Origin of the sequence: Desulfobulbus sp. (assembly GCF_031547805.1) — a bacterium.
Lineage (GTDB): Bacteria > Desulfobacterota > Desulfobulbia > Desulfobulbales > Desulfobulbaceae > Desulfobulbus.
Map to the genome: position 1 here is coordinate 126,615 of NZ_JAVBRQ010000001.1, position 20,736 is coordinate 147,350.

At 61.2% G+C, this 20,736-nt stretch carries 17 protein-coding genes; 3 read left to right on the plus strand and 14 right to left on the minus strand.

Annotated features, from left to right (window positions below; genetic code table 11):
• Positions 1 to 41 precede the first annotated feature (41 nt).
• The 8 genes from RMR13_RS00535 to kdsB all read right to left on the minus strand — a co-directional run bounded on the left by RMR13_RS00535 (position 42) and on the right by kdsB (position 9,626).
• Positions 42 to 278, minus strand: coding sequence for a tyrosine-type recombinase/integrase (locus RMR13_RS00535; RefSeq protein WP_310598685.1), 237 nt, complete (start codon positions 276 to 278; stop codon positions 42 to 44).
• Positions 279 to 695: 417 nt separating this feature from the next.
• The gene (locus tag RMR13_RS00540) at positions 696 to 1,073 is read right to left on the minus strand and encodes a hypothetical protein (protein ID WP_310598686.1); all 378 of its coding nucleotides are present in this window, start codon (positions 1,071 to 1,073) and stop codon (positions 696 to 698) included.
• 232 nt (positions 1,074 to 1,305) lie between these two features.
• Positions 1,306 to 2,316 carry a hypothetical protein gene (locus RMR13_RS00545; protein WP_310598687.1) on the minus strand — a complete coding sequence of 337 codons (1,011 nt, stop codon included), beginning with the start codon at positions 2,314 to 2,316 and terminating at the stop codon, positions 1,306 to 1,308.
• A gap of 63 nt (positions 2,317 to 2,379) precedes the next feature.
• Complete coding sequence (locus tag RMR13_RS00550) at positions 2,380 to 4,344, minus strand: response regulator (RefSeq protein ID WP_310598688.1); 1,965 nt, start codon at positions 4,342 to 4,344, stop codon at positions 2,380 to 2,382.
• Entirely contained in the window at positions 4,337 to 4,705 is a 369-nt protein-coding gene (locus RMR13_RS00555; RefSeq protein ID WP_310598689.1) for a response regulator, read from the minus strand. The genes RMR13_RS00550 and RMR13_RS00555 overlap by 8 nt, the downstream gene beginning before the upstream one ends.
• Complete coding sequence (locus RMR13_RS00560) at positions 4,702 to 6,453, minus strand: ATP-binding protein (RefSeq protein ID WP_310598690.1); 1,752 nt, start codon at positions 6,451 to 6,453, stop codon at positions 4,702 to 4,704. Before RMR13_RS00560 ends, RMR13_RS00555 begins: the two co-directional genes overlap by 4 nt.
• Complete coding sequence (locus tag RMR13_RS00565; RefSeq protein ID WP_310598691.1) at positions 6,450 to 8,801, minus strand: YvcK family protein; 2,352 nt, start codon at positions 8,799 to 8,801, stop codon at positions 6,450 to 6,452. The genes RMR13_RS00560 and RMR13_RS00565 overlap by 4 nt, the downstream gene beginning before the upstream one ends.
• A 60-nt stretch (positions 8,802 to 8,861) precedes the next feature.
• Positions 8,862 to 9,626 carry a 3-deoxy-manno-octulosonate cytidylyltransferase gene (gene kdsB / locus RMR13_RS00570; protein WP_310598692.1) on the minus strand — a complete coding sequence of 255 codons (765 nt, stop codon included), beginning with the start codon at positions 9,624 to 9,626 and terminating at the stop codon, positions 8,862 to 8,864.
• Positions 9,627 to 9,814: 188 nt separating this feature from the next.
• Between kdsB and RMR13_RS00575 the strand changes: the two genes are divergently transcribed.
• Positions 9,815 to 10,603, plus strand: coding sequence for a class I SAM-dependent methyltransferase (locus tag RMR13_RS00575; protein WP_310598693.1), 789 nt, complete (start codon positions 9,815 to 9,817; stop codon positions 10,601 to 10,603).
• A gap of 43 nt (positions 10,604 to 10,646) precedes the next feature.
• On the opposite strand, the gene RMR13_RS00580 is transcribed toward RMR13_RS00575, so the two are convergent.
• From RMR13_RS00580 to RMR13_RS00590, 3 genes are all read right to left on the minus strand, one after another.
• Positions 10,647 to 11,846, minus strand: a complete 1,200-nt coding sequence (locus RMR13_RS00580; protein ID WP_310598694.1) for a DegT/DnrJ/EryC1/StrS family aminotransferase — start codon at positions 11,844 to 11,846, stop codon at positions 10,647 to 10,649.
• Between the two features lie 67 nt (positions 11,847 to 11,913).
• The gene (panC, locus tag RMR13_RS00585) at positions 11,914 to 12,774 is read right to left on the minus strand and encodes a pantoate--beta-alanine ligase (RefSeq protein WP_310598695.1); all 861 of its coding nucleotides are present in this window, start codon (positions 12,772 to 12,774) and stop codon (positions 11,914 to 11,916) included.
• A complete protein-coding gene (locus RMR13_RS00590; protein WP_310598696.1) occupies positions 12,774 to 13,469 on the minus strand; it encodes a tetratricopeptide repeat protein in 696 nt (231 codons plus the stop codon). The genes panC and RMR13_RS00590 overlap by 1 nt, the downstream gene beginning before the upstream one ends.
• 401 nt (positions 13,470 to 13,870) lie before the next feature.
• On the opposite strand from RMR13_RS00590, the gene xseA reads away from it, so the two are divergent.
• Positions 13,871 to 15,277: an exodeoxyribonuclease VII large subunit gene (xseA, locus tag RMR13_RS00595; protein WP_310598697.1), complete on the plus strand. Its 1,407-nt coding sequence runs from the start codon at positions 13,871 to 13,873 to the stop codon at positions 15,275 to 15,277.
• Here xseA and RMR13_RS00600 read toward each other — a convergent pair.
• The 3 genes from RMR13_RS00600 to RMR13_RS00610 form a co-directional block, all read right to left on the minus strand.
• Entirely contained in the window at positions 15,250 to 15,708 is a 459-nt protein-coding gene (locus RMR13_RS00600; protein ID WP_310598698.1) for a hypothetical protein, read from the minus strand. The genes xseA and RMR13_RS00600 overlap by 28 nt on opposite strands.
• A gap of 121 nt (positions 15,709 to 15,829) precedes the next feature.
• Positions 15,830 to 16,909: a nicotinate-nucleotide--dimethylbenzimidazole phosphoribosyltransferase gene (gene cobT, locus RMR13_RS00605; RefSeq protein ID WP_310598699.1), complete on the minus strand. Its 1,080-nt coding sequence runs from the start codon at positions 16,907 to 16,909 to the stop codon at positions 15,830 to 15,832.
• Between the two features lie 82 nt (positions 16,910 to 16,991).
• Positions 16,992 to 18,731 (minus strand): hypothetical protein, encoded by a 1,740-nt coding sequence (locus RMR13_RS00610; RefSeq protein WP_310598700.1) that lies wholly within the window; start codon positions 18,729 to 18,731, stop codon positions 16,992 to 16,994.
• A gap of 504 nt (positions 18,732 to 19,235) precedes the next feature.
• Here RMR13_RS00610 and RMR13_RS00615 point away from each other — a divergent pair.
• Positions 19,236 to 19,790 (plus strand): PilZ domain-containing protein, encoded by a 555-nt coding sequence (locus RMR13_RS00615; RefSeq protein ID WP_310598701.1) that lies wholly within the window; start codon positions 19,236 to 19,238, stop codon positions 19,788 to 19,790.
• Positions 19,791 to 20,736 lie beyond the last annotated feature (946 nt).

The window sequence follows — 20,736 nt, forward strand, 5'->3', positions numbered from 1 at the left end:
TTCGCAGGCCATAATTTTCGCCCGTACCTGCCGAAATGTTTTCACTGTATTTTCGCGACCGCCGATAACGGGTTACCAAGGCGGGAGATGGCATCGCGGCGCAAGGCGATGCTGGTGTGCTGGTATACTCGGCGGGTCATGTCCGGACTGGCGTGGCCCAGGATCTCGCTCACGCCTTTGAGGTTGGCGCCGGCGGCAAGCATTTCGCTGGCGGCCTGGTGGCGCAGGTCGTACAAACGCATCTTTCTGGTGATTTCTGCCTTGGCTTTCGCGGTCATCCGACTTTGCCCATCTGTCCCACCCGGCGCCCGTTGTAAAGAATAACCGCTCCCAGGGTGCTCAGCTTCAGGTCTTCCGCCATCCATGTGCGCATGAGCACCATCAGCCCATCAGCCATAGGCAATGGGAAGTGTCCTGGCCGCCATGCCGCCTTTTCTGGCACCCTCAACGACACGTTCAACAAAAATGGTGCCAGTAATCGAATCGACCTGCTCCCGTCTGAGGGTAAGCATCTCCGACCGGGCCGGACGAATCCCGGTATAGTACCCCAGCCTGATGGTCCTGCGCAAGGGCGGCGCGGCCATCTTGGTAGATGACGACTACATAGCGGCTACATGGCGGCTACCGGAGCTGCCAGTTTCGCCGAGGTGGGCGGGCTGATGACGGCGATACCTTTTTGCGGGAACCAAGAGGGTTCAGCGGGATTCGCAATCCAAGCGTCTCATGTTATAGAAGTATTGCTCGGGGTCTTGATTGATCTGGCGTCTGAGTTCAGCGAACCATCTCTGCACCCGATACTCGCACGTCGAGCTGGGGTCGGGCGTGCACTCGCCGAGCTTTGCGCACAGCATCGCATCTTGTTGCTCGCGGGTCAGGTTAGGAACGCGGCAAGCAGCAATTGCTGGATCGTATTTGGTTTCCTTGACATATTTCAACTCCAATTCGATTCTTTTGGAGTCACTGAGATGTCTCAGATCCAATTTTCTATGGGAGGAGTCCGCGCTCCCTGCCACGGCAGGGGTAGACAGAGCAAGAGCCAGCATCATTGCACACCATATGCTTGTTTTTTCCATAGCGACCTCATTTTATTGGTTATTTTCCGGCCAAACGGTTGAAGTCCGATCCATGTCGTCTTTGCATTTTCTGCCACTTCAACCCTCTGAAATGATATCTACGGAATATCATATCAGCGGAAATACATAGTGTCCATCATTGCCGACCACCTCGATCTTTTCCTCACCCCGGGGACACCGAGGCCGAGATCACCTGCGCGAACCAGACAAGCACTGCAACCATGCACAAATATTAGCTTCTCAACGAGGGCAGCAGCTCTTCGTAGGCTGCGGTCAAGCGGATGAACAGTTCGGGATCGCCGCCCTTGTCCGGATGCAGTTCAAGGGCTTTTTGCCGATAGAGGCGGGTGAGATCCTGTTTCCGCATCGTTGCCAACTGCCCGGCGTCGATCCCGAAAATGACGAAGGCCTGGCTGCGGGACACCGCTGCCGAAGGAGGCGTCGACCGCCGGTGAAATCGTCCGGACCGGGCCGAATTGCCGAAATTGGCCCAGGACACCGGCTCCTCGGGCAAGGCGTCGAAGTACATGATCAGATAGCGGACCAACGGGTACGGCAGCCGGCTGCCGCGGGGAAAGCCCTGCCAGAACGTCGCGTCCGCCGCCAGCCGGCAGATCTCCTCGACAAAGACCGCATCCAACCGTTGCCGGTCGAGGGCCTGGGGAATGGAACGGGCGTAGCTTTCGCGGAAAAAGCGCTGCAGGTCGAAGATGGTGAACAGGTAACTCTGGTATTCGCGGGGCAGCAGGGTCAGTTCCCGCTCAAGGATCATCTGTTCGATCTCGTCGCGGCTCTTGTCGAGCAGCACGGTGTACATGGCCAGGGTTTTGTCCACGGTCTCGGCCGAGGTCCGTCCCAGGCGCAGGAAATGGATACGGCGCCGATCCATGGCCTGGGTTTCCGCCATGATCCGGGCCAGCAGGCTCTGGTTCGCCGGCTGCCAGTTGCGGTAGCGGTGCCGTTGGCGAAAGGGCTGCAGTCGATTCTTGATGTAGGGATCGACAAAGGGAAAAAACAAATCCTCCAGCTCAGTATACGATGCGGTCACCCCCCGTTCGCGCAAGCGACAGAGGAAGTCTTCGTCGAGATGGAAGGAGGATTCGTCGGGATAGACGAGACAGCGGCCGGGGTCCGGCCCCAGTTCGGCCACTTCGCGGGAGTAGAGCACGCCGCCGCTGCGGTAGGATTCGCGGAGCACATACTGGTATTGCCGGGGACCGGTTTCCTTTCGGGCTAGGTACATACGGATTCACGCGCAGACAACGGAAAACGAGGGCGGTAACTATACCCCGTTTCCCCCGGCAACTCAAAGGAAACGATCCACCAGTCGCTCGACCGAGTCGATGGAAAAAGGTTTGGCCAAGGCGGCGACAAAGTGATGTTTGCCGTAGTTGCGCATGATCTCGCTGGCGCTGTCGCCGCTGATGGCCACCAGCGCGGCCTTGGGATCCATGGCCTTGATGGTGCGGGCGGTTTCCAGTCCACCCATGCCGCCGTGCACCACCAGGTCCAACAGCGCCAGATCGAAGCGGCCGCCCTCGGCCAGCTGCTGCCGGTACAGTTCGATCGCTTCCTCGCCGCTGCTGGCCAGCATCACGGTGCAGCCGAAGTGTTCGAACATCTTTTTGTTGATCGTCCGCATCACTTCCTCGTCGTCCATGACCAGAATCCGCAGGCCGGCCCCTTTTCGGGCACGGGCCTGGGGATCGGCCGCCATCGCCTTCTGGGCCGGAAAATACATCCGGACCGCGCAGCCTCCCTCGGGTGGATTCTCGATCCAGACCACGCCGCCGTGCTTCTTGACGATGGCGTGGACAATCGTCAACCCCAGGCCCATTCCTTTCTGGGCGCCCTTCTGCTTGGTTGAGAAGTAGGGGTCGAAGACCTGGTCGAGAATGGACGGGGCAATGCCCGGCCCGGAATCGAAAAACACGATCCGCACCAACTCCCCTTCCGGTAGGTGACGACCGATTGCCGCCGCCTCCCGGCCGCCGTCGACCCGCTCGGCCGTCACCTCGATCCGGCCCTTGCCGTCCAAAACGGCGACAGCGTTGCTGGCCAGATTGCTGAACACCTGGCCGACCAGGATGGGATCCGCGGACATCGCCAGGTCGTCGTCGTTGCAGGCCACCTGGAATTCGATCGAAGTGGAGGCCAGTTCCTGCTCCAGGATCGCGCCGATGAGGCCGCACAGCTGCACATGGGATCTCTGGGGCAGATAATTGTCGGAAAAGGTGGTGAACTGGCGGATCAACTGGGTGGTCAGATTGATCGCCTTGACCGCCTCGTTGAGCAGATGGTTGACGTTTTCGTCCCGGCCGACATAGCGGGCCATTTCGACATTGCCGCTGATGATGGTCATCAGGTTGTTGAAATCGTGGGAAATACCGCTGGCCATCAACGACATGGCCTCCAACTTGCGAATCCGCTGCAACTCCTTTTCCAGATGACGCTGGCGCTCTTCCATGAGCTTGCGCCGGGTCACGTCCTGGAGAATGCCGACGATGAAAAAGGTGGTCTCTTCCGTCACCGCCACCAGGTTGCAGGTCACCTGGCGCTCGCCCATCCGCACCGGGTCGTCGTAGGGAAAAGACAGCGGCTCAAGCTCCGATTGGGAGCGGAGCCGCTCGATCCAGGCCATGATCCGGTCGCCGGCCACCGGCGACACCAGGGAAGCGAGACGACGCCCCAGAATCCGGGCCTCGGGCTCGTCGAGCAGGGCGATGGCGGCGTCGTTGGCCATGACGATCCGGCCTTGATGATTGAGTTCGACCACGCCCTCGGCCATCCGGGCCAGGATCACCTCGCGGTGCTTCTTGCTGAGCAGCAATTCACTGGTGACCTCGCGCGGGAAGAGCCCATCCAACCCGTGGATGATCCCGCCCGTTTCCCGCCGGTTGGCGCGGAAACAATCTAGGGCGGCCTTGATGTGGGCCTTCATGGCCGAGCCCGGTCCCTTGGCAATGCACATGTCGGCCTCGATCCGCTTGATGACCTCGTCGTCCTCCAGGGCGACGCCGGACAGGACCACCAGAAAAATATCCTTGAGTTCCGGAGTATTGCGAACAATGAAACTCAATTTTTCGCCGTCGATCTCGGGCATGATCAGATCGGTGAAGATGATGTCCGGGCGTTGTTCGGCCACCCGATCCAGGGCGTCCAGCCCGTTTTCGGCCAACCGCACGGCACAGCCCTCGGCCACCAGGACGTATTCCAGGAGCCGGCGGATCACCGGACTGTTGTCGACCACCAGCGCGTGAATGTCACCCATGGCTGAGGAGCTCCTTGACCGCTTCGGCCAGTTCGCGAACGTCAAACGGTTTGCTGAACACCCTGTCCGCCCCCAATTCCTGGGCCGCAGGCAAGTAGGCCTCGGGCCCGATGCGGCCGCCCCCGGAAATGGCGATGATCTTGAGAGCCGGGCATTCCTTTTTCAGCGAACTGATGGTCTCCAGCCCTTCCTGCTCGGGCATGATCAGGTCGGTAATCACCAGATCCACCGGCTGCTTGCGGTATTTCTGCATCCCTTCCCGGCCATTGCCGGCCTCGATCACCTCGTAGCCGGCCCATTCCATTACCTGGCGCAGCAGGGTGCGCATTTGCTCGTCGTCGTCGATAACCAAAATTCTCATACATCTCTCCCCTTGCGCTCGGGCAAAATCTCCCGGATGGCAAAGGCCAGCAGCCGCATGTCCACCGGTTTGGCCAAAAACCGGCGCACCCCGTACTGTTGGGCTTCTTCCATGGTCAAGGCCTCGCTGTACCCCGAGCAGAGAATCACGGGCAGATCCGCCCGGAACGCATGGACTCGGGCGGCCAACTGCAGGCCGGTCATTCTCGGCATGGTATGGTCGGTGATCAGCAGATCGACCCGCTCCTCGCCCCGGGCAAGAATATTCAGCGCCTGCTCGGGGCTGGTGGCCGGCAGCACCCGGTATCCCAACAGGGAAAGCATGCGGGTGCGCATGGCCACGATATCTTCCTCGTCGTCCACGAACAAAATGGTGCCGGTCCCGTGCGGCATGCCGTTTTCCTGCTTGTCCCCGCCGTCTTCCGCATCGGGCAGGCGCGGAAAGAACACGGTGAACACCGTGCCCTTGCCCACGGCGGAGGTGACATCGATCACCCCGTCATGGGCCACGATGATGCCGTGGAGCACCGCCAGCCCCATACCGGACCCCTGCCCCACCTCCTTGGTGGTGAAAAAGGGATCGAAGATGCGTTCGATCGTTTCCGGTGACATGCCCCGGCCGGTATCGGCGATGGTCAGCACCACGTAGCTTCCCAGGGCAAGCTCATGGTAGCGGAGCTGCTCGGCCCTTCCGGCCTCGATCTCGCGCAGGGAGACCTCGATCACCCCGGTCTCGTTGTCCAGCGACTGGGCGGCATTGGTGCACAGATGCATGATCACCTGCTGAATCTGGCCGGGGTCGGCCTGGATCTTGCCGATCCCATGCGGAACGGCGACCTTCAGCTCGATGGTCGTGGGCAGGGTGGAGCGCAGCAGCCGGCAGGACTCCTTAACCACCGGGCCGATCAACAGCGGGTGCCGTTGGTAGGTCGACTGGCGGCCGAAGGCGAGAATTTGCCCGACCAGTTCCTTGGCCCTGACCCCGGCCCGCTTGATGGCCTGGAGATGCTCGGTGATTTCCCCCTGGGTCAGGGCCGGGCCGGAGTGATACCCCTGTTGGCCCTCGGCCCGGAGGCGGTAGAGCAGCAAATCGGCGTTGCCCAGGATGGCGCCGAGAATATTGTTGAAATCGTGGGCAATGCCTCCGGCCAGGGTGGCGATGGACTCCAGCTTGTGGGCATGGATCAGACGTTTTTCCAGGTTCCGCTGGTGGCTGATGTCCTTGGGGGAAGAGATATAGCCGACAATCCGGTCGCCATCGAACAGGGGCGAACAACTGACCGAAAAAGTCTTGCCCAGATAGCGATGGCTGACCTCCTGGCTATGGGGTTTCTTCTCCTGGAGAACCGTCTGGACGGGACAGCCGGGGCAAATCTGACCGCTGTCCGCGAAGAGTTGGTGGCAGTGCTGGCCTTCGATGGATTCGCCACCGACCGCCAGCAGTTGGCGGGCGGCCCGGTTGCCCTTGACGATTTTCAGGTTGGTATCGAGGACCAGCACCGGATCGACGATGGCATCGAAGGTGTATTGCCACTCATCCACGACCCGCTGCAGAACGGGCTCGATTGCGGCGGCGGCCCCGGTATGCGGCGTGGAGGGGGCGCCGTCTCCGGCCGAGGATGGGGCCGGGGTGGCGGCAAGGGCTCGGCTTGCCCGTCCGGGTCTCAGCCGGAGGACATAGTAGAGGATCGAGCAGACGGTGTAGACTGCCAACAGACAGCAGATCGCGATGAGAAGAGAAGTGTTCACCCGCCTGCTCCGGATTGGGAGGGGGAGCGCTGCCGAAAGATCCGTTCCCGGAAAAAATCGATCGTCCGGCGTCTCCGGTCAACAATCCTGACCTGTTCGGGAATCAGGTCGGAAATGGTATCCCGCATGATGGACATCTTGTACTCTATGTTGGCGGCGAAGCGATTGTCCAAATACCAGGCGTAGAAAAGGCCAAAAAACAGGCCGGGCGGGGTGAAGCCCTCGCCGGGATTGATCACCCGGGCATAGACCCGGGCATCGGATTGGAGTCGATGCATCCGGGACAGCCACAGGTAGCTGTCAATGTCATCGGGAGTGAGAAAACTCACCAGCTGCGCCTTGTCCCTGATCTGCATCCGGTACATCCGGCCCACCACGTCGCTGCCGTGGAGCAGATCCTCGATACGCTTCTCCTGAATATAGTTACCCAACAGCGATTGGCCCAGGGCCACCAGGAAAACCATCTCGAAACGGTTGAGGTTGCCCGCCTGATCCTGGCGGATCTTGATGCGCTGGTCGTAGGGATCGTAAAATGAGTAGATGCTGTCCCACTCCTGGCAACGCTTCCACGATTCCGGTTCCACCAGGGCGATGCCGCGGATGAACTGCAGGTGTTCCATCGAGATGTCGGGATGACGGAACACGATTTCCACCAGCCGGTCCATCAGCCATTTCCGCTCCATTTCGGTCATTTTGACCATGTTGAGCGAACCGGAGGTTATCAACTCGGTACTGAGGCAATGCAGGATCGAGCTGATTTTTTCGTAGCGCAGGCAGGGCGCCGGTTTGGTCCCGTACTCGCTGGCAACGACAAAATCGGCGGCCGGCAGCGCCTCCTTGCGCTCGGGCTGCTTGAGATAGCCGGCCTGCCGCAGGGCCCACAAACCCTTGATGGCCAGGGCCAGGGCGTCGGGATCGTGCTGGATCGCGCCGCGCTGCTGCAAGAGGTCATGGTTGAAGATCCTGGCCTCCACCGAACCGAATCCCAGGGCCCGCACTCGGTTGCGGTCGATGAAGATCGGCTCCTTGTCTTCCAGGGCGTAGCGCTGGAGGGTCGAGCCGGGAATATCACTCATGTCGAGGGCCACCACATGGGAAAAGAGGTCGTGCACCCCGTCGGGGATGTTGCGGTGATAGGCCCGGATCAGGTCGGAGACGTAGAATTTTCGGTCCGGCGCGTCGTGGGTGGCGTCGGTCTCCCCTTTCTGCACCCAAATATTGGCGATCAGCACCTTGAGGGCGGCCGTGTTGGCGCGGATGGCGCCCGCCAGGCCGGGGATCTGGAGGATGGGGATGATCGAGGTGTACAGACTGCCCGGCGCGAACAGAATGATATCCGCCTGCTGCACCAGCTGCACCACCTCCGGCGGAAGAAAGGGCGGGCGGCTGAACTCGACCAGCACCCGGTCCACCGGATAGCCGCGCCGCGCCTTGCTCGACTTGTATTCGCTGGTGACCAGCACGCCGTTGCCGTACAAAAGCCGCAGCTGGGACAAGGTGGTGGTGCACGGCAGCACCGAATGCTGCTGCACCCCGAGGCAGGCCGAGAGCTCGCCCAGGCCGCGGATGGTCGCCGTCCGCACCACCTGATGCGAGGCGAGCAGTTCGGTGGAGCTCAGCCCCGGGTCCAGTTGGCGGTAGATGGCGGCGGCCAGCAGCAGATTGCCCAGGCATTGGGGGCGGTGCAGGGTCGGGGTAAGCCGGGGATCGCGGGTGAGCAGTTCGGCCAGCTCCGAAAGATAGGCCAGAATGGGACCGGGCACGTCGTTCAGAACCGCGTCGGTGTCGCGCAACAAGTCCGCGGCCGAGGCGGGCGGCGAGATGAAACGGTAGTTGAACACCGCATAGAGGGCGGCGGCGCAGCGGCGGGCACCCGCGCGGTCCAGGTTGTAGGCCCGGATGAGGTTTTCCCGCCGGATCGAGGAAAGAAGCACATGGCGGAGATCGCCCAGGGCGATCAGCGGCAGGTCTTTCTGCACCTCGCCGGTGGAGCCGCCGTCGTCGGTGACGCAGACCACCGAGCTGACCCGGGGGAAGACTTCCTTCAAGCCGCCGAAGGGATGCCGCGCCCAGCCCAGCCGGCGGGAATCGCCGCCGACGATATTGGAAAGGCCGGTTCCGCCGCCGAACACCACCATCCGGACCGCGCTGGTGTCAAGCGTCTCTATTTTTTGTTTCAGTTTGGTGAACAGCGAGGTGATCACCGGGGGCAGGCCGCCGGGAGTGCTGCCGAGGAGAATGGAGGTGACCTTCTCCTCCAAGGTCGCTTCCGGCAGGACGTCGAGGATGGAAAACCCCTCGGAGGTCAGGAATTGCAGATGGTTCTTGAACTGTTGCCGCCCGACCATAAACGCTTGCTCCGGGAAAAAGAAAAAGGGGGCACGGCTCCGGGCTTCGGGTATAGGTGCCTATGCCGCTTGCGTCAGAAGCAGTTGTTCCACCCGCAACAGATCGTTCGGGGTGTCGACCTCTACCGAATCGTGGCTGGTCAGCACCACCCGGATAGTATAACCGAACTCCAGGGCGCGCAACTGTTCCAGTTTTTCGAATCGCTCCCATTGCCCCTCGGGCAGGCCGACAAAAGCGAGAAGAAATCCCTTGCGATAGGCGTAAAAACCCAGGTGTTTGTAATAGGTCGGCTGCTGCGGTTCGCCCGGGTCGCGCTGAAACGGGATCGGCGAACGCGAAAAGTACAGGGCGTTGCCGTGGCAATCGAACACGGTCTTGACATGGTTGGGGTCGGCGATCTCCTCAGGCCGGACGATCCTGTAGATCAGGGTCGCCATCGGCAGGGAGGGATCGGCGATCAACGGCCCGGCCACCTGCTCGACAATGGTCGGGGGAAAGAGCGGCTGATCGCCCTGGATATTGACCACCACGTCCTGGTCCGCTATGCCGATGCGTTCCGCCGCCTCGGCCAGCCGGTCGGTGCCGGTGGTATGGTCGCGCCGGGTCATCACCCAGGAGCCGCCGAAGCCTTCCACCGCCTTGGCGATCCGCTCGTCGTCCGTGGCCACCACCACCTGGGAAAGCATGGGCACCCGCCAGGCCCGCTCTACCACATGCTGGATCATGGGCTTGCCCTGAATCAGGGCCAGCGGTTTGCCCTCGAAACGATTTGATTGGTAACGTGCCGGGATAATTGCAACTACCTTGGGTTCAACAATGCTCATCGGCTTATGTGCGGTTGTTCGGGAAGACGGAATCCGGCGCAGGGGCATCGTCGGCTCCTGCGCGGCGGCCGATCCAGCCCCAGGGACGGGCTCGGCCAACATTGGTTTGCTTTTCAGTGATTATCTATGATACTGTGTGGGCATCCAAAAGGCAATCGGCAACCATTCATCCCCCCTTCCCGCCTCCCTTGACGACGCCCGATCCTCTTCCCCTCGCCCTGCTCGCCGATTCGCATCGCGGCGAGGATCGTCCGCAATGCCTGGCCGAGGCGCTCGGCCTCCCGCTGGTCGAGGATTCGCGAGCGGCAACGCTTCTGCTTCGATTCGGATCGGAGGGATTGGAGCTTGTCAAGCCGAACGATCCGCTGCTGCCGGGCCGGCTGATGGTCGATTTTTCCGCGCGGGATTTCCGCCGCCGCTTGCTGCATCCCGGCCGGGAATTGCTGGTCCAGGCCGCCAAGGTGCGGGGCTGCCGCCAGCCGCTGGTCATCGACGCGACTGCCGGTCTCGGCCGCGACGGTTTTCTGCTGGCCGCCGCCGGGTGCCGGGTGCAGATGTTCGAGTTGAATCCGGTGGTGGCCGCCCTGTTGGCCGACGGCCTGGAACGGGCGCGCAACAGCCCCGCCCTGGCACCAACGGCCGGCCGCATCGAGTTGATGGTGGGCGATGCCCGCGAGCAGCTTGCCCGGCTAGCCGAGTTGCCGGACGTGATTGTTCTCGACCCCATGTTCCCGGAGCGGACCAAGTCCGCCCTGGTCGGGCAGGAACTGCGGCTGCTGCAGCTGCTCGACCGAAAGGACTGCGATCCCGAAGCGTTGCTGCCCTCAGCCCTGGCCGTTTCGCCGCGAAAGGTGGTGGTCAAGCGGCCACTCAAGACAGGCCCGCTGGCGGCCCTGGTCCCCAGCTACACCCTCAGGGGCAAGGCTGTCCGGTTCGACGTCTACGTGGGAAAGGGAAAGGAGAACTTATCCGGTTGACGCGGCCGCCTCGGTGCCCGCATCAACCGGAGGCAAAGGATGTTCAGATGGCGGCCGCTTTTTTCAGCGCCGCGGCGATCTTCGTTTTCTGCTCTTCCGGCAGCAGGATCGGCACCTGGTAGGTCAAGGCCCGCTCGATGAGCGCCGCCGAAGCCGGCAGGGCCTGGGGATCGTAGACCACCCGCCGCTTGCCGCCCACGCTGAAGGGCCAACCGCCCTGGCAATAGGTCTTGCTGCCGAGCAAATGCTCCCAATTGGGATAGTAGTGCCAGCCGTTCTCGCTCCAGCGAACCGCGCTCGCGCCGGCCTCGCGCAGCGCCTGGTTCACCGCCGTGGTCCGCTGCGCATCCGGCAGGAGGAAAGTGAGAAAGGTGGCCGAATCGCCCGCCTCGTCGAGGATTTCCCGGAATTGGACGTCGGGCAGCACGCTCACCGCCTCCCGGAAAAAGGCCTTGTTTTTTTTCTGGGCCGCGACGATTTGGTCCAGCTTGGCCAGCTGGGCCAGGCCGATGGCGCCCTGGATCTCCATCATCCGGTAGTTGAAGCCGACAAAGGAACGGCTCTCGCCGCCACGGCCGCCGGGATTGGGCACGTGGTCGTGGCCGTGGTCCTGGTATTCGGACATGCGCCGCCACAGGGTTTGATCGTTGGTGATGCACATGCCGCCCTCGCCGGTGGTCATGGTCTTGACTGCGTCGAAGGAGAAGGTGCCCACCGCGCCGAAGGTACCGAGATGCCGACCGTTCAACCGGCCGCCGGCCGCCTGGGCCGTGTCCTCCAGCACCGGGATGTTGTGCCGGTCGGCCACCGCCTTGATCGCCTCGATGCGCGCCTGGGCACCCATCATGTGGACCGGGACGATCGCCTTGGTCCTCGGGGTGATCTTCTTTTCCAGGTCGACCGGATCCATGTTCAGGGTCAGGTCGACCTCGGTGAACACCGGCACGGCGCCGCAGTCGAGAATCGCCTCCCAGGTGGCGACAAAGGTGAAGCCCTGGGTGATGACCTCGTCGCCCTCGCCCACGCCGAGCGCCGCCAGGGCAACCTTGAGGGCGGCGGTTCCCGAAGTGACCGCCTGGGCGTGCCCCGCCCCGGTGTAGGCGGCAAAGGCCCGCTCGAATTCGAGCACCTTCCACATCCCCTTGCGTTGATCCGCAAACTCATAGCGAAAGAGCACGCCGCTCTCCAGAACATCCATCACCTGCGCTTTTTCCTCGGCGCCAAAAATCTCGAAACCAGGCACAATCAACCTCTTATCTGTTCGTAGGAAAAGCCGGGCGCCACGCAGCCCGGCCACACGTATCGCACCGCTATTGCGGCAGGATGAAACCGTTGTCGATCAGGCGCACCTTGCCGGCCTTGCCCTCGACATGTACCGCCAGGGCCAGGATGGTCCGCTCATCGACCGCCTCGACCGCCTCCAGGCTGTCGCCATCGACAAAGCTGGCATAGTCGATGGCCGTGCCGGCAAAGGAATGGATATGCCGCGCCACCAATCGCTCCAGCTCGGCCGTGGCCCGCACGCCGCGGGCCGCTTCGTCCCGGACCAGTTGCAAGGCGGTGGACAGGCTGAGCGCCGCCGCCCGGTTGGCCGGGTCGAGGTTGGCGTTGCGGGAACTCATGGCCAGGCCGTCGGCCTCCCGGACAATGGGATGGCCGACGATCCGCACCGGGATGTTGAGGTCGGCCACCAACCGGCGGATGATCGCCAATTGCTGGAAATCTTTCTCGCCGAACACCGCCGCCTCGGGCCGGACGATGTTGAACAGCTTGGTCACCACCGTGGCCACCCCGGCGAAATGGACCGGCCGGCTTTTGCCGCAGAGACAGGTGGACAGCTGCTTGACCCGCACCTCGGTCTGGAAGCCCGAGAGATACATCAGCTTCGGGGTCGGGGCGAACACCGCGGCCACCGGCTCCTTGCGGACCAGCTCCATATCGCGCTCAAAATCGCGGGGATAGCGGTCCAGATCCTCGTTGGGCCCGAATTGGGTGGGATTGACGAACAGGCTCACCACCACCGTGTCGCACAGCTCGGCCGCGCGCCGCATCAGGCTGAGGTGTCCTTCGTGGAAAAACCCCATGGTGGGCACCAGGGCGATGGTCCCGCCTTCCCGGGACCGGGCCTGCGACCACGCCTGCATCTCCTCAGGCTTTTGAATAATATCCATCACTTTTTCAACTGGTTGAGTCGTGCCTGCACCATGTCCCGCATCGGGCTGGCCATCGACTGTCCCGGCTGGACAACGGTAAGTTCCATATATTTGTTGTACATGGCCACCGCCTCGTCCTTCTTGCCCATCTGCTCGTTCAACCGCCCCAGGGCCTGATAGGCCGTGGCGGCAAAATTGTCGCCCAGGGCGACCAATTCGGTGTTGAAGGCCACGGCCTTGTCGAACTGCTTGTCGTTTTCGCACAACCCGGCCAGCTTGGTCAACACCAGCGGCTTGAGGGGCGTCCCCGCCGCCAGGCTGGCGTTGATCTCCGTCAACCGGCCGATCGCCTGGGCCCGCTGCCCTTCTTTCTCATCGAGAAAGGCCAGCTCGATCCGCGCCCAGCGCCCCGAGGCGGTCGAGCCGAAATCCTGCACCACCTGGTCGAGCAGCTTCCGGTTGTCCTGCTTGGCGGCAAGAGCGCCATCCAAGGCCGCAGCCGCCTTTTCCTCCCGGTATTCGCGCCAGGTGGAAAACCCTGCCGTGCCGAGAATCGCCGCCAAAACCGCCACGACCACCAGCCAAATGAGTTGCTGATATCGCCGGATGAAAAAAACGGTCTTGCGGGGCAGGTTGAACTGTTCCAGCAATCCCACCGGGGTGAGGGGCTGGAATTTGATTGCATCCCGATCGATGGAATTCTGGTCCGCCATGCGGCACGAGCTCCCTGGTGATGTTGATCTGATCTGGCCGCGCGCGGCCGTGGGGAAAAAGGGAAAACCGGCTGCCGGCATCCCTTCGGTGCCGGTGCCGTGCCGGAAAAATACCCGTTGCACGGAGCCGGCCATGCCGGTACAAAAGGAAAAGTTTTGTCCTGGCACACAGCGTGCCGATTATACCCCGGCGAGAAAAAAAAGCATCAGGCAAAGGCGACCATGTCGCAAAAACCAACCCCCAACACGGCCGGCCTCCAACCAGCCGCCGGCAATGGGCGCGGACCTGGCCGCGCGTTTTTCTGACCGGAGCCCCTCCATGGCAAGCCCGCTTCATTCTTTTTCCCGGCCGACACCCCGTCATGCCTTTGCGCTCGGCCATTCCGCCTCCCGAACCGTTCATGGATGACCGCCGCGTCCTCACCGTCACCGAGTTGAACAGCTCCATCCGCACCTTGCTGGAGGGCCGCTTTCCCTTTGTCAGCGTCGCCGGCGAGATTTCCAATCTCCATCGGCCCTCTTCCGGCCACCTCTACTTCACCCTCAAGGATGCCGGCGCCCAGATCAGGACGGTGCTGTTCAAGATGCAGCAACGATACCTGGCCCAGCCTCCCAAGGACGGCATGCACGTGGTCTGCCGGGGCCGGATCTCGGTCTACGAACCGAGGGGCGAGTATCAGTTGATTGCCGACACCCTGGAGCTTCAGGGCGCGGGCGCGCTCCACGAGGCCTTCGAGGCGCTCAAGCGGCGACTGGCCGCCGAAGGCCTGTTCGACGAACATGTAAAACGCCCCCTGCCGCCCTTCCCGGCCCACATCACCCTGATCACCTCACCCCAGGGGGCTGCGGTCCACGACTTCATCCGCATCGCTACCCGACGTTTTCCGCCGATCCGCATCGCGGTCTACCCGGCGACCATGCAGGGCGACCGGGCGGCGGCGGAAGTGGGTCGGGCCATCGAGATCGTCAACGCCCGTCTGGCCACCGACTTGATCGTCCTCTGCAGGGGAGGCGGTTCGACCGAAGATCTGTGGGCCTTCAACGACGAGACGCTGGCCAGGATGATCCGGGCTTCAACCGTGCCGGTGGTCAGCGCGATCGGCCATGAAATCGATTTCACCATCGCCGACCTGGCCGCCGATTTCCGGGCCCCGACCCCCAGCGGGGCGGCGGAGCTGCTGGTCCCGGACGGCGAGGCCCTGCGCGTCGGCCTGGCCCGGTTGCAGGCCCAAATGTGCCGCAACCTGCGACACGGGATCGACCGGAACGAGCAACGGTTGCGGCTGGCCCGCCAGCGGCTGATGGCCATGCCGTATCCCCTGGATCGGCTGCGACTGCGGCTCGACCAGTTGCACGCGCGCCTGGACCGTGGTCTGAACACCCTTCTGGCCGAACGGACTCATCGGTTCAACCAAACCGTGCTCCGGCTGGCGCCCTTCCATCCCGGCCGTCTCCTGGCCCTGCGCGAACAACAGCTGCACGGGCTCGGCACCCGGTTGGTTCGAGCCGTTTCCACCCGAATCCGCACCGGCCAAGAGCAACTCGCCCGGACCGCGGGAATCCTCCAGGCGGTCAGTCCGTTGGCCACCTTGGCGCGGGGTTATGCCATCGTGCGGACTTCAGGAAAAAAACAACGGCTGGTGACCGAGGCGGCGCAGGTCCGTCCCGGCGACGAACTGACAATCATGCTCCGGCGGGGACAGTTGGCCTGCAGGGTGGAACGAAGCGAAGACGGGACGGAACAACCGGAAAGCGGTGAACAACGGGAACAAGAAGACGATCAATCAAGGGCGGCGTCGACTTTCTGATCGATATAGGCAATGGCCATGGCGAGCTGCTGCGGATTTTTGCGGGCGGTGGTGCGGAGGATGTCGCCCCATGCCACCAGCATGGAGGAATCGACTCTGCGTACCGCATTGGGACGGCACCATTCCATGCCGATTTTCTTGCCCAGGTTATCCAGCGCCACCTTCTGGGCCGGACGCTGTTCCGGCGGGGTTTTGGCGAGGATCTCGGCGGAGATGTCCTGCCAGCCTTCGGACAGGAGATTGCCCTCCTGAAAGATCTGGAACCATTTCCGCTCTTCCGAATTCAACGAAGACGGTATTTCATAGGAATAGGTATGGCCGGCGGCCGGTCCTGTCGCCACCGACGCCAAGGCATCTCCGGCGGTGACGGGCGGGATATTGCCACTAAACACGGCAACGGATAATGTGAGGGCGGCAATGGCGTTCTTCACAACTTACTCCCCGGATTCTAGTACGTTAGCCACAGTGCTAATGTAACATGCCCGATCGCGAGCGTCAAGAATCGCCCCATTGGGGAGACAACTTCCCGTACTTGCATCACACCCACATCGATTAAGCGACGCCGCTGACCCCGGCCTCGGCAAAGGTCGCCACCTCGGTCAGAACCGCCACCGCCGCATCCAGCAAGGGCATCGCCAAAGCAGCGCCGGTACCTTCGCCCAGCCGGAGGTTGAGATCGAGCAGGGGCTTGTGCCGCAGGTTCTCCAGCAGCGCGCCATGGCCGGGCTCGGCGCTTCGGTGGGCGCAAACGAGAAAATCGCGGACAAAGGGCTCCAGGGAAACGGCGATCATCGCCCCGGCGGTGGCGATCAGGCCGTCGATGAGCACCGGCTTGCGCTGGGCTGCGGCGCCGACGATCAGGCCGGCGATGGCCCCGATCTCGAAACCGCCCACCTTGGCCAGCACATCAAGGCCATCCTTGGCGTCGGGCTTGTTGACCGCCAGGGCTTTTTCGATCACCTCGATCTTGCGCTGCAGCCGCATATCGTCAATGCCGGTACCCCGGCCGGTGAGTTCCGCCACGCTCCTGCCGGTGAACGCCGCGGCGATGGCGGTGCTGGGGGTGGTGTTGCCGATTCCCATCTCGCCGGTGGCGAACACGTCGGTGGTTGCGGCCAAACTGCCCGCGATTTCGATCCCGGCCTCGACCGCCATGACCGCATGGGTCCGGCTCATGGCCGGCCCCAGGGCGATGTTGGCAGTGCCCCGGCCTATTTTTTTGGCGATCACCGCTCCGCTGCGCACCAGATCGGCAAAATCGTCGTGGGCACCGACATCGACCACGCAGACCTCGGCCCCGGCGCAACGGGCCAGGGCGTTGATCCCGGCGCCGCCGCGGACGAAGTTGTGGACCATCTGGGCGGTAACCTCGGCCGGATAATGGGAAACGCCCTCGGCAACCACGCCGTGATCGCCCACCATGACCACCACTTTCTTCCGGGCCACCGGCGGCGCAAGCGAACGGGTCATCCCGGCCAGGTCAACGGCCAGATCCATGATATCGCCCAAGGCCCAGTGGGGCATGGTCAATTGCCCCAGCCGTTCCTCGGCCTGCTGGCGACAGGCCGCGTCCTGGGGATAGATGGCGCGAAAGGTCGCGTCGAGAAAACTGAGTCCACTGGTGCTTGCCATGCCGTCATCCTACTGAAAATACGTGATCCAATCCTGCTTCCATCCGGGCCGGGCCGCCCGGTGATCGACTGTCCGCCGCGCCTCAGGCCAGGGTGCGGTCGTACAGTTTGCCCACGCCGTATTCCTTGCGGCGCTGGAATTTTTCGTAGCCCGGGCCGATCAGCTGCATTTCCGGGTACTGCTTCTGAATCTGGAGCGCGATCTCCATTTCCTTGGTGCAGCCGGTGGAATAGGTGGCGTCCTTGCCGGTCCACTCGGGCGGCACCTTCCTGCCCATCAGTTCGAAAGACTTGACGATGTCGTCGACACTCTGGAAGCGCCAGATGTCGATATTGCCCGACCGCTGGAAAATCTCCCACATGTACATGATGTCGTCGGCGTCCATGCCCTCGATAAAATGCTCGCCCGGATTGATGATGACCACCTCGTGAAGCGAGGAGCGCAGGTATTCGACAAAGACGTTCAAGATTTCCTTGGCAGTGGTGAGCTGGCCGGGAATCGAGCCGACGATGGCCGAGTAGAACATGATTTTCTTGCCCCTGGCCTTTTCCTGCTCGACCATGTCGATCAGATCCTGGGCCATGCGCCGCAACTCGGCGCGGGAGAAGCGAACCGCCTTGGGGTGGCGGAGCTTGAGCAGGATATCGACCTCGCCGTCATCGGCGGGGATGATGGAAATAATATCGCGGGTGAATTGAAAATGGTTGGAGATGCTCTCCCTGCCGCCCGGATTGCGGTAGACCACCAGATCGGCCTCCTTGAACGCCCGGGCATAGGTGACCGAGGTCAGCAGCGGATTGAAGGGCTCGCGGGTGCCGTCGGAGATGACCAGAAAGCGGTTGTCGCTGTCGAGTTGCCGCAGCAGTTCGTTCTTAGAAATTTTCGGATCGCCGATGATGTGGGCATCCTCGATCAGCTCGTCCAGGGTCGGGTCTTCAAGCAGATCGACAAAGGAAACCCGGTGGTAATAGAAATCCTGCTTGACCGCCAGGATCACCTTGATGCCGATCTTCATGAAAATGCGGAGAATGGCCAAATCGAAGACAATCTCGCCCGAACGGCCGCCCACCCAAAGCACGCAGGGTTGCCTCCGACCGGCGATCACATCCCGCAGCCAGTTGCAGAGCCATTGCCACTCCGGGGTTTCCAAGGGCTTATTCATCACTTTGCGGATGGTGTCGATGTCCGGTGGCTGGTCCTGCCGCCAAAGGGGCCGCATGGAACTGAGCTGGAACAGGCGACGCAGCCGCAGCAGGTGCAATTGCAGATCGATGTCGGTCAAGGTGGTTTGATCGGTTATTTCAAGGCCTTCCTGGGAATTGAAGGCCTGCTCGAACGCCTCCGATCTCAAAAAGGCGGCCACCCGCTTATTTTCCTGCTCCCGCTCGATTGCCAGCGGCCGGCCGATCTCGCTGATAGTGGTGAAGATGCTCAGCAGCCGTTTCTCGATCCGCCCCGGTAGCTGGATCTTGTGCATGGTTTCGTGGTTGAACTTGATGGTCAGCAGGCTCAGCAGGTAGCTCTGTTTGTAGGGATCGGTGACCACCTCGCGCACCAGCTTTTCCAGCCGGGTCCAGATGCCGATATAGGCCGAGGTCAGCACCGTGTCCGCCCGCTTCTCGATGATGGCGCGAAATAGTTCGTCCGAACACGGATAGTACACCTGCTCGTCCTCGAGATGGACGATGAACTTAAGCTGCTCCGGCGAGGCGACCTCACCGGGGAAGGTTTCGTAGGCCAGGTGGTTTTCGGTGAAAAAGTTCGTCAACCAGGCATCCCGGTCCGGGTCCTGGCCCTTGACGTAGCGGGCAAGATCACTCACGGTTTTTTCTCCTCGATGCAAGGGCATCGTCCAGCAAAGTCCCGCCCGTGCCGCGGCACAAGAAATGGAGGGGCAACGCGTTCCCGGCACGGGAATTCTCGTTGCGCGCAGTCACGGCAGGCCAGGCGGCTTCAGATTTCTGCGGGGCCATGCATTCCGGTCCCGCTGACAGCATGGCTTCTGTATATACCTGTGGATTTGGCAAATGTCCAATTCTGTCGCACCAAAGGCGAGGACACGAAAAGGCTTCGCGCGGCCATTGCCGTGAGATCGCGGGAAAAATGATCAAAGGAGGAATCGGGCGCCATGGCCTTGCCTCACTCGTTCCCATCCCGGCCACACGGCAACGAAGGCAAGGGCGCCATGGCCAACCGTCCTGCCGCCTGCCGTCATCAGTGCCCGCCTCTTCCCGGTTCCGCGCTTGCAGCCAAAAGCCCCCGCCGTTGACAGGAAAAGAAAAATATCCGCCCGACAATTCGGTATGTTCCTTGCAGAAAACAATTTATGCACGCTTATGAACTTCTTGAAAAGACCAGGCGAAAGGGCGGAATCATCAAGTCCGGTCCTGAATTTGTCTGCCCCTATTGGGAACCGGAAAGCCGCTCCTGCCTGTTGATCGAGGAGGGGATTTATCTACCCGTTTGCGCCCACATAGCCACCTATTGCCAGACCAGCCAGTATGCCTTGTGCGGTCAGTATGAACTGTTGGCCGCAGCCGATCGGCTGCGTGCGTCAAACGGGCTCCTCGCGAGCAACCGGCGCCGTTCGGTGCGGATTCCGACCCACCATGTCTTCCGTTTTTCGGAAATAACCGACAATGATCAACTCCCCTCGATTCGTGAGGATGACGCCTGGACCGTGGACTTCAGCGCCCATGGCATCCGTTTTGCCACCAGGCAACTGCTTCCCCCTGAAACCGCCCTCCGGTTTGAGGTAATCAAGGACAGCACCGATTCCCTCGCAGGCATCGGTCGGGTGGTTTGGTCAAAACCCATTGAAAGTAGCTTTCTTTTCCACTCCGGCATCGCTTTTACCGGGCATCATCCCGCCGTCCCCTGAGGTCCAGTCTTCAGCACTGGACTCCAATCAACCCAACATTCCCAATTTTCTCCATTTTTTGCCTGACACCGACCACGGCACTTTTCCGCTCCGGTGAACGATTTCACCCCGCCCGCGTCACCTTTTTCCGGAATACCGAAATATATCCATCAGGATAACATCTTAGAATAACAGTAATAAATTCCACCTTTCCACCTTCCCTGCCCCAAACTTCGATTAATGGCGCAAGCATGACCTCACTTGTGCCAACAACTGCCGAAATAACGAGTAGCAGCTCCCGCCAAGAAGTAGCCAGCCATCTTGCGTGCCACCCCAAGGCACCAGACGGTGCCGCCATCTTTGCCCCCGGAGAACATTTTTTTCCGTTTCCGCAAACAAAACCGCCCCGAGCCCCACTGTTTTTCCGAAACCCCGGAACTATTTTACGAGGATATCATCCTGAAATTAAACAAAAAATATATCTTTTTCCACATCCAAACACAAACAAAGACAGCAATTGCTCGCTTTTTCCAGACTCCCCATCTTGCAGACACAGCGATTAACCAGAATAACGAACAAGAGAACAGCCCGTTCCACCTCCATCCCATCCCTTGAAAAAGGGCAAGAATAAATTCATAAAAACAGCAAATTACGAAGCAGAACTTTTAATTGCCAAGGCAAATCGAACCATTTGCCCCAATTCGTTTTTCCGAAAAATCGGAACTAAAATTCACAAATAACCATATGAAATATATATAATAATTTGAAAAATTCCGTTCTTGTCCCGTGGAAAAAAAGCGACTATGTATTATTTCTGCTGATCGGGCTAACCCCGAAATACTAAAAAAGCCTTGTTCGGAATAAACTTTGTTTTGCCAGAGAAAAACCGTAGCTTGGTTAATCAAGCAACGTGTTGAATTAACAAAATATATTGAAAAATAACAAGCGCCAAAGAAACAACCTCTGC

What these genes read in the sequence shown, in the direction of transcription:
- RMR13_RS00535 (WP_310598685.1), bottom strand. Translation starts at nt 278, where the DNA reads ATGACCGCGAAAGCCAAGGCAGAAATCACCAGAAAGATGCGTTTGTAC.
- RMR13_RS00540 (WP_310598686.1), bottom strand. Translation starts at nt 1,073, where the DNA reads ATGGAAAAAACAAGCATATGGTGTGCAATGATGCTGGCTCTTGCTCTG.
- RMR13_RS00545 (WP_310598687.1), bottom strand. Translation starts at nt 2,316, where the DNA reads ATGTACCTAGCCCGAAAGGAAACCGGTCCCCGGCAATACCAGTATGTG.
- RMR13_RS00550 (WP_310598688.1), bottom strand. Translation starts at nt 4,344, where the DNA reads ATGGGTGACATTCACGCGCTGGTGGTCGACAACAGTCCGGTGATCCGC.
- RMR13_RS00555 (WP_310598689.1), bottom strand. Translation starts at nt 4,705, where the DNA reads ATGAGAATTTTGGTTATCGACGACGACGAGCAAATGCGCACCCTGCTG.
- RMR13_RS00565 (WP_310598691.1), bottom strand. Translation starts at nt 8,801, where the DNA reads ATGGTCGGGCGGCAACAGTTCAAGAACCATCTGCAATTCCTGACCTCC.
- kdsB (WP_310598692.1), bottom strand. Translation starts at nt 9,626, where the DNA reads ATGAGCATTGTTGAACCCAAGGTAGTTGCAATTATCCCGGCACGTTAC.
- panC (WP_310598695.1), bottom strand. Translation starts at nt 12,774, where the DNA reads ATGGATATTATTCAAAAGCCTGAGGAGATGCAGGCGTGGTCGCAGGCC.
- RMR13_RS00590 (WP_310598696.1), bottom strand. Translation starts at nt 13,469, where the DNA reads ATGGCGGACCAGAATTCCATCGATCGGGATGCAATCAAATTCCAGCCC.
- xseA (WP_310598697.1), top strand. Translation starts at nt 13,871, where the DNA reads ATGGATGACCGCCGCGTCCTCACCGTCACCGAGTTGAACAGCTCCATC.
- cobT (WP_310598699.1), bottom strand. Translation starts at nt 16,909, where the DNA reads ATGGCAAGCACCAGTGGACTCAGTTTTCTCGACGCGACCTTTCGCGCC.
- RMR13_RS00615 (WP_310598701.1), top strand. Translation starts at nt 19,236, where the DNA reads ATGCACGCTTATGAACTTCTTGAAAAGACCAGGCGAAAGGGCGGAATC.